The sequence below is a fragment of the Pseudomonas sp. BSw22131 genome, assembly GCF_026810445.1.
GTDB lineage: Bacteria > Pseudomonadota > Gammaproteobacteria > Pseudomonadales > Pseudomonadaceae > Aquipseudomonas > Aquipseudomonas huanghezhanensis.
In genome coordinates this window covers 5245812-5260652 of record NZ_CP113949.1, presented here as the reverse complement: position 1 = coordinate 5260652, position 14841 = coordinate 5245812, and the positions used below count along the sequence as shown (strand labels likewise).

Annotated in this window: 10 protein-coding genes and 1 pseudogene; 3 read left to right on the top strand and 8 right to left on the bottom strand. The window is 56.7% G+C overall.

Translation table 11 applies throughout. The annotated features are described in order from the left end of the window. Nucleotides 1–11: 11 nt before the first annotated feature. The 4 genes and pseudogenes from OYW20_RS23775 to rpsU all read right to left on the bottom strand — a co-directional run. Nucleotides 12–2957: pseudogene (locus tag OYW20_RS23775) on the bottom strand (EAL domain-containing protein); the annotation flags it as partial. 432 nt (nucleotides 2958–3389) lie between these two features. After that, complete coding sequence (gene rpoD, locus OYW20_RS23770; RefSeq protein ID WP_268798303.1) at nucleotides 3390–5231, bottom strand: RNA polymerase sigma factor RpoD; 1842 nt, start codon at nucleotides 5229–5231, stop codon at nucleotides 3390–3392. A 67-nt stretch (nucleotides 5232–5298) separates the two neighbouring features. Next, nucleotides 5299–7266 (bottom strand): DNA primase, encoded by a 1968-nt coding sequence (gene dnaG, locus OYW20_RS23765; protein ID WP_268798302.1) that lies wholly within the window; start codon nucleotides 7264–7266, stop codon nucleotides 5299–5301. A 247-nt stretch (nucleotides 7267–7513) separates the two neighbouring features. Continuing rightward, entirely contained in the window at nucleotides 7514–7729 is a 216-nt protein-coding gene (gene rpsU / locus OYW20_RS23760; protein ID WP_002551877.1) for a 30S ribosomal protein S21, read from the bottom strand. A gap of 196 nt (nucleotides 7730–7925) precedes the next feature. Here rpsU and tsaD point away from each other — a divergent pair, with 196 nt between their 5' ends. Next, nucleotides 7926–8951 (top strand): tRNA (adenosine(37)-N6)-threonylcarbamoyltransferase complex transferase subunit TsaD, encoded by a 1026-nt coding sequence (tsaD, locus tag OYW20_RS23755; protein ID WP_268798301.1) that lies wholly within the window; start codon nucleotides 7926–7928, stop codon nucleotides 8949–8951. Nucleotides 8952–8982: 31 nt separating this feature from the next. Here tsaD and plsY read toward each other — a convergent pair whose 3' ends face one another. Then, nucleotides 8983–9552, bottom strand: coding sequence for a glycerol-3-phosphate 1-O-acyltransferase PlsY (gene plsY, locus OYW20_RS23750; protein WP_268798300.1), 570 nt, complete (start codon nucleotides 9550–9552; stop codon nucleotides 8983–8985). Nucleotides 9553–9626: 74 nt separating this feature from the next. Here plsY and folB point away from each other — a divergent pair, with 74 nt between their 5' ends. Together folB and folK are read left to right on the top strand one after the other, a co-directional pair. Then, nucleotides 9627–9980: a dihydroneopterin aldolase gene (gene folB / locus OYW20_RS23745; RefSeq protein ID WP_268798299.1), complete on the top strand. Its 354-nt coding sequence runs from the start codon at nucleotides 9627–9629 to the stop codon at nucleotides 9978–9980. Further along, nucleotides 9971–10504 (top strand): 2-amino-4-hydroxy-6-hydroxymethyldihydropteridine diphosphokinase, encoded by a 534-nt coding sequence (gene folK, locus OYW20_RS23740; protein WP_268798298.1) that lies wholly within the window; start codon nucleotides 9971–9973, stop codon nucleotides 10502–10504. Before folB ends, folK begins: the two co-directional genes overlap by 10 nt. 87 nt (nucleotides 10505–10591) lie before the next feature. On the opposite strand, the gene OYW20_RS23735 is transcribed toward folK, so the two are convergent. From OYW20_RS23735 to OYW20_RS23725, 3 genes are all read right to left on the bottom strand, one after another. Then, entirely contained in the window at nucleotides 10592–11821 is a 1230-nt protein-coding gene (locus OYW20_RS23735) for a multifunctional CCA addition/repair protein (RefSeq protein ID WP_268798297.1), read from the bottom strand. 74 nt (nucleotides 11822–11895) lie between these two features. Further along, on the bottom strand, nucleotides 11896–13458 hold the full coding sequence (locus OYW20_RS23730; RefSeq protein WP_268798296.1) for a SpoVR family protein: 1563 nt from the start codon (nucleotides 13456–13458) through the stop codon (nucleotides 11896–11898). Then, on the bottom strand, nucleotides 13455–14726 hold the full coding sequence (locus tag OYW20_RS23725) for a YeaH/YhbH family protein (protein ID WP_268798295.1): 1272 nt from the start codon (nucleotides 14724–14726) through the stop codon (nucleotides 13455–13457). Before OYW20_RS23725 ends, OYW20_RS23730 begins: the two co-directional genes overlap by 4 nt. Nucleotides 14727–14841 lie beyond the last annotated feature (115 nt).

The following is a 14841-nucleotide window of genomic DNA, read 5'->3' as shown; positions in this document are numbered from 1 at the left end:
TAGGTCGCGGATTATAACGATGGTTTACGTGCTGTGCTATCCGAAAAGTCCGAAACTGTCATACGAAGAAACGTCGAGCAAAACTCTTCCGGGCGCAGGGGGAGGCTGACGATGTAGCCCTGAATCTGTTCGCAACCTTCGTCGGCCAGAAACTGCTGCTGTTCAAGCGTCTCAACACCCTCCGCGATGACAGTAAGTTGCATGCTGCGGCCCAAGGCAATGATCGCTTTGACGATGGCTGCGTCGTGCGGATCGTCCGGCAACCCGTGCACAAACGACTGGTCGATCTTGAGAATGTCCAGCGGCAGCTTTTTCAGGTAACTCAGCGAGGAATACCCCGTCCCGAAGTCATCGATTGCCAGCTGCACACCCAGCTTCTTGAGCTTGTGAAGCACCGTCAGCGCCTCTTCGGTCTGGCTCATGATGAAGTTTTCAGTGATTTCGAGTTGCAGACAACCCGGTTGCAGCTGGTATTGGTTCAGTAACTGCTCGATGCGGCTGACCAGATTGGGTTGACGCAACTGTGCGCCGGCGAGGTTGACCGACAGCGTGCCAAATACGTCGTAGTGGTGGTTCCACTCGTGCAACTGTTGGCAGGCAGTCTCCAGTACCCATTCGCCTATTTGCAGAATCATGCCGTTTTCTTCAGCCAGCGAGATGAACCGCTCTGGCGGCACGTCGCCGAAGGTCGGGTGATTCCAGCGGATCAAGGCTTCGGCGCCGACAAGGCTTTGGGTCAGCAGGCTGAGCTTTGGCTGATAGCAGAGGGAAAACTCGTTGCGCTCAATGGCCCGCCGCAGCTCGTGTTCGAGGGCGATACGCTCGCTGGCCTGAGCGGTAAGGTCCTGTGTGTAGCTCTCAACGCGGTTACGGCCCTTGGCCTTTGATCGGTACATGGCGGCGTCTGCGTTTTTGATCACTGTCGCGACATCAAGCCCGTCGGTGGGGAACAGCGCGGTGCCGATACTGGAACTGATGAAGAACTCGTGCTCGCCGGCTTGAAATGGCGCGCCGAAGCTGTGCAGCAGCTTGGTCGCAATGCCCTCTGCATCGCTGGCATTTTGCAGCCCCGGTAACAAGATAATGAACTCGTCGCCTCCAAGCCGCGCGACGGTGTCGATGTCCCGCAGGTTTTCCTTCAGCCGCTGAGCAATGCCCTTGAGCAACAGATCGCCGACCGGATGCCCAAGGCTGTCATTGATGTGTTTGAACCGGTCCAGGTCCAGAAACAGTACCGCGCCGAGGCTCTCGGCATGCTGGCTGTGCAAAAGAGCTGCTTGCAGACGGCTCTCAAACAGCGTGCGGTTGGGCAAGCCGGTCAGCGGATCGTGGTGTGCTTGATAATCCAGCCGCGCCTGGGCTTGTTTGAGGCTGGAAATATCGGCGAACACCGCCACAAAGTGGGTAATGAATTTGTCACCGTTACGTACAGCGCTGATCGTCAGCCAGCTCGGGTAAATTTCGCCATTCTTGCGACGGTTGCTGATCTCCCCTTGCCAGTGTCCTTCGGTGGTGAGCTGGTACCACATGGCTGCGTAGAAGGCGCTGTCGTGCAGTCCTGATGCCAGCAGTCTCGGCGTTTCACCTATAGCCTCCTGTTCGCTGTAGCCAGTTATCTCGCTGAATGCGCGGTTGACCGCGTTTATCCGTTGGCGCGTGTCGGTGATTAGCACACCTTCCGCCGTGCTCTCGAATACCGTCGCGGCCAGTTGCAGCTTTTCCTGCATCTGGTGGCGCTCAGTAATGTCGCGCGCGATGGTCAACATGCAATCCTCACCGCCGATGGGCAGGGGGCGCGAAGAAATTTCGCACAATCGAATCTGACCGTCTTTACGACGAATGTGGCTGGCGAAGTCACGTACAAAGCCATCACGGTTCAATTGTTCAATCAGTTGCTGACGCTCGTTGAGGTCAACCCAGATGCCGAGGTCGAGCGTTGTATGGTCCAGCGACATCGCGCTTTGGTAGCCCGTGATACGGCTGAACCCATCATTGACCTCGACCAGCATCCCATCGCTCTGCCGTGAGATAAGCAGTCCATCGAGGGATGAGTGGAACGCTTTGGCGAATTTCTCTTCCGAAAGCTGTAACTGTTGCTGGGCCTCTTTAAGGGGCGTGATGTCTCGCACAACCACGACGACGGCTTTTGTAGAGTCCAGATCAAACGGTTCTGCGGACAACAAGCCAGTAAACAGGCGTCCATCACGGCGACGGAAGGGCATCTCAAGGTTTCGAATACTGCCTTTTTGCAGGCGTTGCAGCATGCTTGGCCCAATGCCCGGAATGCCCCAGATGTCGAGGTCCGACGGTTTTTTACCAATCACTTCATCGGCACTCAGGCCGATCTGCTCAACGAATGCCCGGTTAGCCTCTAGAAAGTAGCCATCTGACAACCTGGCGATCACGAGAATGTCCGGACATTGCGCGAACACCGAGGCAAATTTGCCCTCCGATAGACGCAGCGCTTCTTCAGTGAGCTTGGCTTCGCTGATGTCGATCATCAGGCCACGCATTACGGGCTCTCGGCCGTAGCCGATCAGGCTGACGATATTGCGCACCCACAGCGTTCGGCCGTCGGCCCTGATTACCCGGTAATCAAGGCTATGGTCATGCCCGAGAGCAGACTCTTGATCGCAATAGGCCTGCGCTCTTTCAACATCTTCGGGGTGGACGATGCTTCGCCAGAAGCCAATGCGGCGCCATGCTTCGAGTGGATACCCGAGCAAATTCTCGGCATGTGGAGATACGTAGTTGTAGGAATGATCGTGGATGTTCGCTTCCCAGGCGATAGCGGACAGACTCTCGATCATGCCGCGGTAGTGATATTCACTGCTGCGCAGTTCTTGCTCAAGCGCGACCCTGCGCGAGATTTCCGAGCTCAGTCGGCGATTGATACGCACCACGACGGCCAGAACCGTACACAGCAGCAACAGGCCCGGCAGTCCGTAAAGCAGAAACACGCGCCAGAGTTTCACGACGTCCAGTGCTTCAGACGCTTCTCGTCGTTCCTGCTCTGTCGTCGCGGTAGAGTCTGCGGCGGAGCCCGCCGTCTCTGCTGAGCTGCTGGAGGCGATCAAAAGGTCCTGATACAGGAAAGCTCTTTGCTCCTGAAGTGAGGAGGCCGCTTGGGTACGATTAACACCTTCTTCATGAAGGTTAGGCTCGGGTTTTTCCGTTTCGGAGAGAATCCGAGCGTCGACAGCCGTCGACCCCATTAAGCATAAGAACACTACTGCCGGCATCCAAGACATGGCAGCCTCAAAGTTAAGCGCTAGGATTCAGATGAGTGTAGTCAAGCTGGAGGGAGGCGGCACTGACTGTGGGGGAAACTTATTCTTTAAAACGCAAAACCCCCAGCAGGGCCGGGGGTTTTGTGATCAGCGGGTCGCTTACTCGTCGAGGAACGAACGCAGGTGTTCGCTTCTTGTCGGGTGGCGCAGCTTACGCAGCGCCTTGGCTTCTATCTGACGAATCCGCTCACGCGTCACGTCAAACTGTTTGCCGACTTCTTCTAGCGTATGGTCGGTATTCATGTCGATACCGAAGCGCATGCGCAAGACCTTAGCTTCGCGAGCGGTAAGGCCCGAGAGCACCTCACGCGTTGCTTCTTTCAGACTTTCTACCGTAGCGACATCGATTGGCGACTGCATGGTCGAGTCTTCGATGAAGTCACCCAAGTGCGAGTCTTCGTCGTCACCGATCGGGGTTTCCATGGAGATCGGCTCTTTAGCGATCTTCAATACCTTACGGATTTTATCCTCAGGCATTTCCATGCGTTCGCCCAGCTCTTCCGGTGTCGGTTCGCGACCCATTTCCTGCAGCATCTGGCGGGAAATACGGTTGAGCTTGTTGATCGTCTCGATCATGTGTACGGGGATACGAATGGTACGAGCCTGGTCGGCGATCGAGCGAGTGATCGCCTGACGGATCCACCAGGTGGCATAGGTCGAGAACTTGTAGCCGCGACGATATTCGAACTTATCCACCGCTTTCATCAAACCGATGTTGCCTTCCTGAATCAGATCGAGGAACTGCAAACCACGGTTTGTGTACTTCTTGGCGATGGAGATCACCAGACGCAAGTTGGCTTCAACCATCTCCTTCTTCGCGCGGCGGGCTTTGGCCTCGCCGATCGACATGCGACGGTTGATGTCCTTGATCTCGGCGATTGTCAGACCTGTTTCGTCCTGCAGTGCAGTCAGCTTCTGCTGGCAGCGCTGGATGTCCACTTGCAGACGGCCAATGGCTTCGGCGTACTTGCCTTTGCCTTTAGCCAGTGCGTCAGTCCAGCTCTGATCAACTTCATTGCCCGGGAACTGGCGCAGGAAATCAGCACGAGGCATGCGAGCATCACGAACACACAGCTGCATGATCGCGCGTTCTTGAGCACGGAGACGTTCCAGTGCGCCACGAACGCGTTCGACCAGACCCTCAAACTGCTTTGGTACCAGTTTGATCGGCATGAACAACTCGGCCAGAGCCAGCAATTCGGCAGTTGCCTGCTTGCTGCCGCGACCGTGTTTTTTCAGCGCCTTGACGGCAATAGCCATCTGATCTGCAACCGCGCCGAAGCGCTGCGCAGCGATGACTGGATCGGGACCGCTTTCGACCTCATCCTCTTCATCATCAGAGTCGTCTTCGTCATCGTCGGCACCTTCAACCTTCTCGGCTTTAGGGTCGACTGGCGGTGGCACCTCGGCAGGCGGCGCAATGCCGTCGTCCGGGTCGATGTAACCGCTGAAAACGTCTGACAGGCGGCCACCTTCGGTGGTGACGCGAGTGTACTCGGAGAGAATGTGCTCAACCGTGCCTGGGAAGTGCGCGATGGCGCCCATCACTTCACGGATGCCTTCTTCGATACGTTTGGCGATTTCAATTTCGCCTTCACGTGTCAGAAGCTCGACCGTACCCATTTCACGCATGTACATGCGCACTGGGTCAGTCGTGCGCCCGATGTCGGTCTCAACCGCAGCCAACGCAGCAGCGGCTTCTTCAGCGGCTGCCTCGTCGGTATCGGCGTCAGCCAACATGAGGGCGTCCGCATCCGGAGCACTCTCGTGCACGGGAATCCCCATGTCGTTGATCATGCGGATGATGTCTTCCACCTGCTCTGGATCTGAAATATCCTCAGGCAGGTGGTCGTTGACCTCTGCGTAAGTCAGATACTTCTGCTCACGACCCAGGGTGATCAACTCTTTGATACGAGACTGCTGTTGCGCTTTTCCGGACATAACACCCTATCCACTGAAGGTCTTGGCGGGCAAAAAACAAGCCGGGGATTATACCCGAGCTAGGACCTCACGCGCCAGTTGAGGTCGGGGTTTGTGCAGGAACTTTGCGATTTAACAGATTGAGCAGCTGAACTTTTTCCTCAGCGGACAACCCGGTCTGCCGTTCCTTCCTGATCAATTGATCAAGGCTTCGCTCGCGTTGGCGGGCGGACAAGCTAGTTATAGTGTCGAAAAACTGTTGTTCAAGGTTATCGGCCGATATCAGCCATTCCTTTTCCGCCAGCTGTCGTAATAATCGTCCTTGATCTGTCCCGTGCCACCTCGCGATCAGTTGCAGCGAACGTAGCTTGGGATTCTTTTGCAGTGCTTCGAGCAAAGCCACCAGCAACTGCGAATAAACGTTGTCTTCTGCGGCGAAATGACTGGCATCCTCAACCTTTCCGGACAGCTCAGGATGATGCAGCAAGGTCCTGAGCGCGGTAAGGGTGGGTGGTTCAACCGTCGCCGGTGTCCGTGGACCGCGCGGTTCAAAGTCAGGCCGTTTGCCGTTCCTGTCCCACTTTTTACCGTCCCACGGTTTCTTTTCCCATTTCTTCTGCTGACCACCGGTTTTGTTCGGTGTCCATTCTGTCTGTGCTTCGTACGCGTCTTGCGGTTGATAGTCGCTGTAGTCGGGGATGGCATCGTAATCGATCCCCTGGTCATAACTGGGTGGTGCGTCCTGAGGAGCGTTCTGCGCCAGTTGGTTCATGGCCGCAGTATTAAGCCCTGTGATTTCGGTCAACCGCTGGCGCATCAATGCACGCAGGTTCGCCCCAGGGACCCTCTCAATCAACGGCGCCGCGAGGGTGGCCATATGGGCTTTACCCTCAAGCGAGCGCGGGTCGGCCTCTTTGGTCAACTGCTCAAAAAAATAATCTGCCAGCGGTTGAGCGTGCTGCGCGATTCTCGCCTTGAAAGCGTCTGTGCCTTCCGAGCGAACCAATGTGTCCGGGTCTTCACCTTCCGGCAGAAACAGAAACCTTGCGCGACGGCCATCCTGCAGGCTTGTCAGTGCAGCTTCCAGTGCGCGCCATGCGGCATTGCGGCCAGCCTGATCGCCATCGAAACAAAACAACACGTTCGGTACGACCCGAAACAGCTTTTTCAAGTGATCTTCGCTGGTAGCGGTACCTAGCGTTGCAACTGCGTTACGCAGGCCTTGTTGGGCGAGCGCGATGACATCCATGTAGCCCTCAACGACAATGATCTCGTCAAGGTTGCGGTTGTACTTTCTTGCCTCGAACAGGCCATACAGCTCCTGACCCTTATGGAACACCGGAGTCTCCGGAGAGTTCAGGTATTTTGGCTTGTCGTCCCCAAGAACCCGACCACCGAACGCAATCACACGGCCACGGCTGTCGCGGATAGGAAACATCACGCGGTCGCGAAACCGGTCATAGCGCTTGCCGGTTTCCACGTTTTCGATCAGCAAGCCAGCATCAATCATCGCTTTCTGTTGAAGCGTGTCGCTGCTCAGGTGCTTGTAAAGATTGTCCCAGCCTGGTGGCGCAAAGCCTAGACCGAAGTCCCGCGCGATTTCACCTGACAGGCCTCGGCCCTTCAGATACTCCACAGCGGATTTGCGCGTCGGGTGGCGCTTTAACGCAGCACGGTAAAAGTCGGCTGCGGCGGTGAGTAATGGGTAGAGCGGAGAGTCAGTAGGCTGTCTTGGCTTTTGGCCTTTGACACTTTGTTCACGCGGTACCTCCATGCCAGCTGCTTTCGCCAAGTCCTCAACCGCCTGGGGGAAATCCAGGTTGTCGTGGTCCATGAGGAAACCAAGCGCATTGCCGCCCGCGCCACAGCCAAAGCAATAGTAGAACTGCTTGTCAGGGCTAACGCTGAACGATGGGGTTTTTTCTTTGTGGAACGGACAGCAGGCGCTGAAGTTCTTGCCGGTTTTTTTTAATTGAACGCGTGAGCTGACAACATCGACGATGTCGGTGCGGTTCAGTAAGTCGTCAATAAAGCCTTGAGGAATCAGTCCAGCCATGGCGTTCTCATCATCAGGCGCTTCGCCAGAGAAATCGTGGCGAATCCAAAGCGTAACGACGGTTGCTTGGGCAGTGTAGACGTGGTCAACGCGGCCTGAGTCAGGCAAGACAGGTTTGACGGGGTTTGTCTAAGTCGCATCTGCGTCATCGACAGCCTCTGTCGGTGTTGCTTGAGGCTAAAACTGCAACTGCCGACAGCCCGGCTTTGAGGCCGGGCATGGCAGAAGCTTGCGACAGACGTCTGTATTAGTACAGGCGAACGGCGCGGCGCTGTTCGCGCTGAACTTTCTTGGCGTGACGCTTAACAGCAGCAGCTGCTTTACGCTTACGCTCCGAAGTCGGCTTCTCGTAAAATTCGCGGCTACGAACTTCAGCCAGAACACCGGCTTTTTCGCAGGAGCGCTTGAAACGACGCAGAGCTACGTCGAAGGGTTCGTTCTCTTTAACTTTGACGGCTGGCATCCAGAGCTACCTTCATTCATTACCGGGGTCAACGCTTGGTGCAAACACTGCACTAAGTACGTCGGTTTTTAAGGGTTGCGGATGTTAACCCCTCATTGCGCGGAATGCAAAGCCTCTGATCGAAAACCGCTGGTCGCAGGGATGAGCGGCGACTATTATGCGCGCCTTCGAATCTAGCCCCAACAAGGCGTACCCCATGTTAGTACTGGGATTGGAAACCTCCTGCGATGAAACCGGCGTAGCCCTGTACGACAGCGAACGCGGGCTTCTCGGCGATGCGCTGTTCAGTCAGATCGAGCAGCACCGGGTCTTTGGCGGCGTAGTGCCGGAGCTGGCATCGCGCGATCACGTCAAGCGCATGCTGCCCTTGATCCGGCAAGTGCTGGCTCAGGCGGACTGCGCCGTGACCGAGATTGATGGCATCGCCTACACGGCCGGGCCAGGGCTGGTGGGCGCATTGCTCGTGGGGGCTTCCTGCGCGCAGGCGTTAGCGTTCGCATGGGGCATCCCGGCCCTCGGCGTGCACCACATGGAAGGCCACTTGCTGGCGCCGATGCTTGAGGAAAACCCGCCCGAGTTTCCGTTCGTCGCTTTGTTGGTGTCAGGCGGCCATACACAGCTGGTTAGAGTCGACGGCATCGGTCAGTACGAGCTGTTGGGCGAGACGCTGGATGACGCGGCAGGTGAGGCGTTTGACAAGACCGCGAAGATGATGGGGCTGCATTATCCGGGCGGACCGGAAATCTCCCGCCTTGCTTTGAGCGGTGTGCCCGGACGCTTCCTTTTTCCTCGGCCGATGACAGATCGTCCCGGGCTGGAGTTCAGCTTCAGCGGCCTCAAGACCTCTGCCCTCAATACCTGGCAGCAGTGTCAAAGCGCTGGGGACGACGGTGAGCAAACCCGTTGCGACATCGCCTTGGCATTCCAGCAGGCGGTGGTGGACACGTTGACCATCAAATGCAAGCGTGCGCTCAAGCAGACAGGTCTCAAAAGGCTGGTCATCGCTGGCGGAGTTAGCGCGAACAAGGCGCTACGCCTGTCGCTTGAGGCAGTGCTCGGCAGCATGGGCGGCAATGTGTTTTATGCGCGTCCCGAGTTCTGCACCGACAACGGCGCGATGATCGCATTCGCTGGCTGTCAGCGGTTGCAGGCCGGCCAGCGAGAGAATTTGAGCATTACCGTGCAGGCACGATGGCCGATGGAGCAGTTGCCAGCGCTTTGATACGTATTGCTGATTGGGTGTGATGAGGGATTCAGAAATGCCGTTCGCGCCCGGCGAAGAGGTCGCGTAGATTGCTCCGATGGCGCCAGACGATCAGTAGCGTAAGCACGGTCATCGGCACCAATGCTCGCGGTTCTTGCCAGGCAAGCAACGGCAAAGTCAGTGGCGTGGCGATCAGCGCGGCCAGCGAGCTTGTTCGGGTCAGGTAGAACGTCAGCAACCAGGCCGCAAGTGCAAGCAGGGCAGCTGGCAGATACAGGCCTAGCAACACGCCGGCGGCCGTGGCGACACCTTTACCGCCGCGAAAGCGAAAGTACAGAGGGAACAGATGCCCGACCACCGCACACAAGCCGATCCAGGCTTGAAGCCGAGGGTTCAGGCCTGCCCAGCCTGCAATCAGCACCGGGATCAGACCTTTGCACAGGTCGCCGATCAGCGTGAGGATGGCGAGTTTTTTCCCCGCGAGGCGCAGCATATTAGTCGCGCCCGCGTTGCCTGAACCGCTGGCACGCGGGTCCGGGCTGCCAGTCAGGCGGCTCAACAAGATGGCAAAGGACAGGGAGCCAAGCAGGTAGGCAAGGAACGCAAGTAACCAAAACATGCTAACCATTCCGGGCGATGAAGCCCTGATTCTAACGGCGCATTGCGCCCTTGTCGTGCAGCGGAGAGAGCGGGTTGGACAGAGTGTTTATTGAAGGCCTGGAAGTCGACACGGTGATTGGCGCGTACGACTGGGAGCGCGGCATCCGTCAGTGCTTGCGACTGGACCTGAGCTTTGCCTGGGACAACCGGCCTGCCGCTGCGGGCGATGATCTGAGCAAGGCGCTCGATTACGCCAGCGTTTCGGCACGTATTCAGGCGTTCGCCGACGTTTCTCAATTCCAGCTGGTCGAAACCTTCGCCGAGCGCTTGGCTGAGGTGTTGATGAGTGAATTTCATATTCCCTGGCTACACCTCAAGCTGACCAAGCCTGGCGCCGTCCCGGCTGCCAAAGGCGTGGGCGTGGAGATCGAGCGCGGATGTCGCTGACACGGATTTATCTGGGCCTGGGTAGCAATATCGAGCGAGAAAAGCATCTGTGCGCAGGGCTCGATGCGTTGAGCGGCTTTTTGAAAGATGTCAGCTGTTCGCCGGTGTTTGAAAGCCATCCGGTGGGCATAAAAAGCGGTCCGTTCATCAATCTGGTTGTGTCGGCATTGACCGACATGCCACTCAACGAGCTGGATCGTCACCTGAAACTCATCGAAGCCGATAATGGGCGTTACGCCCCGGACCGCAGAGGTTTGCCGCTGGACATTGATGTGCTCTTGTACGGAGAGCAGGTCGGAAATTTCGACGGGCTGGTCTTGCCGCGTGCTGAAATTGTCAAAAACGCTTTCGTTTTGTGGCCTTTGTCGCTTGTTGCCCCTGACCTTGAACATCCGGGATTAGGAATCAGCTGCCATCAATTATGGGCCGAAGCGCAGATCGATCAGAAGCTATGGCCGGTGCCTTTCACTTGGCGGGGCGAGCAATTGACGCCGTCAGAGCTGATTGCCGAGATTAAGGACTAGCGAGGCAGGCATTATCGCGATCAAGCGCGTTCCCAGGATGCCTCGCGGTTTCCTGTCGCAGCGCGCTTGCCCGCGAAAGGTTTTGACTCAGTTGCTATAAGTCGCCTTGTAAACCTTCAGCGCATTCAGCCGTTCCAGCTTGAGTGCCTCCCCCAGTTCTTGCCCTTTGAAGCCCTTTTCCAGTAGCGGCTGCACCTGCACTTCGCGTGCGGTGGCGGCCGCGCCGCGCAAATATTCGGCTTGTGGATAACTGCGATCCTCCAGGCCTCTACGACCACGCGCATCCATTTCACAAGCCACGACAAACTCTTCGAAGCGTTGCGGTCTGCGATAGACATCGAATGTCTGAAGCAGATCAAGCAGGGTCGAGGGCTTGAGTTCCAGTGCACGGTGTCCGTGGGTGTGGTACTGGCCCACTAGCAGGGCCAATTCCTGACAGTCTCTCGGCACTTTGAACCGCGCGTTCACCGACTTGATCAGCTTCAGGCCGGTGTACTCATGGGCAATGTGTCTTGGCCAATCAGCCTCGGGTGTCACCCCCTTGCCCAAGTCGTGCAGCAGGCAGGCCCAGCGAACACTGAGGGGCTGGCGATGAATGGCAGATTGTTCAAGCACGCTCAACACATGCAGGCCGGTATCGATTTCCGGATGGTGCGCTTCTGGTTGCGGAACACCGAAGAGTGCGTCGACTTCCGGGATAAGCACTTTGAGGGCGCCGCAATCACGCAGCACGCGGATGAACACTTGTGGCTGGCTTTCCATCAGGGCGCGTGAGATTTCTTTCCAGCTGCGCTCGGGCGTGAGCGCTTGCAGTTCGCCGGATTCGCTCAGCTCGCGCATCAAGTCCAGAGTATCTGGAGCAATGGTGAAACCATCCGGAGCGTAGCGGGCTGCGAATCGGGCAACGCGAAGGACACGCAGCGGATCTTCTGCGAACGCCGGAGAAACGTGACGCAAAATCCGAGCTTCAAGATCTTGTTGGCCGTGATAGGGGTCAGTCAGTTTGCCGTCTTTGTCTTCGGCGATGGCATTGATGGTCAGATCCCGACGTATCAGGTCTTCTTCCAGCGTGACGTCCGGCGCTGCGTGAAACACGAAGCCGTTATAGCCATGTCCGCTTTTGCGCTCAGTGCGCGCCAGCGCGTATTCCTCTCCGGTCATGGGGTGTAGAAACACCGGAAAATCAGTCCCTACCGGACGATACCCTTTGATGAGCATTTCATCAGTGGTGGCGCCAACCACGACCCAGTCGACGTCTGCGACCGGTTTACCGAGCAGGCGATCACGTACAGCGCCGCCGACTTTATAAAATTGCATGAAAAAACCTCCGTGAGCGCGACAGGATAAACCTAACGTCACGCTCGCGGAGGTTAAAACGGCGCTGTTACTGGTTAAAGATGTACGACCGCCAAATCGAGCCTGGGATATTCACTTTCAGCGTGCTCGCTTCGTGGCGGAACATGATGGACTTTCATCACATGATCGCCTTGCAGGGTTTCCAGGTGGATATCGAACCCCCACAGCCGGTGCAAATGCTTGAGAACCTCGTCTGTGGAGTCGCCGAGCGGTTTGCGATCATGTTGTTGATGGCGCAGTGTCAGTGACCGGTCGCCCCGCCGGTCGATGCTGTAAATCTGCACATTGGGTTCCCGATTGCCAAGGTTGTACTGGGCCGCGAGGGTTTCGCGAATGATCTTGTAACCCGGCTCGTCATGGATCGCAGGCACCAGCAAGTCGTCTTTCTGGTCGTCGTCCATGATGCTGAAGAGCTTCAGATCGCGAATCACTTTTGGCGACAGGTATTGCAGGATGAAACTCTCGTCCTTAAAGCTGCTCATGGCGAACTTCACGGCTGTCAGCCAATCCGTGCCGGCAATGTCAGGGAACCACTTGCGATCCTCGTCAGTGGGCTTTTCACACATCCGCCGGATGTCCTGATACATGGCAAAGCCCAGCGTGTAGGGGTTAATACCGCTGTAGTAGGGGCTGTCGAAGCCAGGTTGATAGATCACGCTGGTGTGCGACGTCAGGAACTCCATCATGAAACCATCGGTCACCAGACCTTCGTCGTACAGGTCATTCATCAAGGTGTAGTGCCAGAACGTCGCCCAGCCTTCGTTCATGACCTGTGTCTGGCGCTGTGGGTAAAAGTACTGCGCGATCTTGCGAACGATCCTCACCACTTCACGCTGCCATGGCTCCAGCAACGGTGCGTGTTTCTCGATGAAATAAAGAATGTTCTCCTGCGGCTCGGCCGGGAAACGCGCGTTGTCCTCCTTGTTGTTCTTGTCGGCGCTTTTGGGGATGGTGCGCCACAAGTCATTGATCTGCTTCTGCAGATGCTCCTCGCGGTCTTTCTGCCGACGTCGTTCCTCTTCAGCAGAAATCGGGTACGGCCGCTTGTAACGGTCGACGCCGTAATTCATCAGTGCATGACAGGAGTCGAGCAGGTCTTCGACGGCATCGATGCCGTGGCGCTCCTCGCATTGCATGATGTACTGCTTGGCGAACACCAGATAATCGATGATCGAGCTGGCGTCGGTCCAGGTGCGGAACAGGTAGTTGCCTTTGAAAAAGCTGTTATGACCGTAACAAGCGTGCGCCACCACCAAGGCCTGCATGCAGATGGTGTTTTCTTCCATCAGATAGGCGATGCAGGGATCAGAGTTGATGACGATTTCGTACGCCAGGCCCATCTGTCCACGCGAGTAGGACTTTTCGGTGCTGAGGAAGTGTTTGCCGTAGGACCAGTGGTGATAACCCAGCGGCATCCCGACCGACGCATAGGCGTCCATCATCTGCTCTGCGGTGATGACCTCGATCTGGTTGGGATAAGTGTCCAGGGCGTAACGCTCGGCGATGCGACTGATTTCCCGGTCGTACGCCTGGATCAGTTCAAACGTCCACTCGGAACCCGTGGAGAGGGGTTGGCGCTTCTGCTCTCTAGCGGTCATGTCACTAACCTGCGCTGGAAGAGTTCACGGAATACCGGATAGATATCACCGGCAGAAACCAGCTGCTGCTGGGCAAAGGTATCGGCAAAGGCCTCACCGATGCGTTCGTACTCGAACCACAGCGCCTGATGTTCACGCGGTGTGATTTCGACATAAGTGTAGTACTGCACAAAGGGCATGATCTGCTTGATCAGAATGTCACGGCAGATGGGCGAGTCATCGTTCCAGTTATCGCCATCCGAGGCTTGAGCTGCGTAGATATTCCATTCGTTGGTGGGGTAGCGCTCGGCCATGATCTCCTGCATCAGCTTCAGTGCACTGGAAACGATGGTGCCGCCGGTTTCCCGAGAATAAAAAAACTCCTCTTCGTCGACTTCGCGGGCGCTGGTGTGATGGCGTATGAACACGACCTCGATCTTGTCGTAATTACGCTTGAGAAAAAGGTACAGCAGGATGAAGAAGCGTTTGGCGATGTCTTTGGTCGCTTGGGTCATCGAACCCGAAACGTCCATCAGGCAAAACATAACCGCTTTGGAACTGGGGTTGGGCTGCTTTACCAGCAGGTTGTATTTGAGGTCGAACGTGTCAAGAAACGGGACACGGCGAATACGCGCTTTGAGCTTTTCGGATTCAGCCTCCAGCTCTTGAATATCGCCGAAGTTATCGGGCTCTTCGCGCCGCATGCGCTCGAGTTCAGCTGTGACCTCTCTGAGTTTTGCGCGGCTGCTGCCGGACAGCGCAATCCTTCGGGCATGAGCCGAACGCAATGTGCGAATTATGTTGATGCGGGAAGGATTGCCCTCGTTGCTGATACCGGCGCGGACGGTTTTGAACGTGTCGGTGCCGGTGAGATTGCGCTTCACCAGGTTCGGCAGTTCAAGGTCCTCGAACATGAACTCAAGGAACTCTTCTTGAGTGATCTGAAAAGAAAACTCATCCATGCCTTCGCCGGAATTGCCTGCCTTTCCAGGACCTTTCCCACCGCCGCCTCCTTGTGGACGGGCGATATGTTCGCCAGAGGTGAACTCTTTGTTGCCCGGATGCACGACGGTTTGCTTGCCACCGCGGCCATGGTGCAAAACGGGCTCATCGATATCGCGACCGGGAATACTGATTTGCTCGCCATGCTCCATGTCAGTGATGGAGCGGCGACTGACGGCTTCTTCGACTGCTTTTTTGATGTGATCACGGTAACGGCGCAGGAAGCGCTGCCGATTCACCGTGCTTTTGTTTTTGCCATTAAGGCGTCGATCGATCACATAACCCATCTGGAGCCCTCCGGGCAGCTGCAAGTAGAAAACAGCTGCAAGCCGCAAGCGCAGGCCGGTCCGACTCGAAAAGCTGACCGGTCCAGCTTGCCGCTTGAAGCCTGTAGCTTACAGC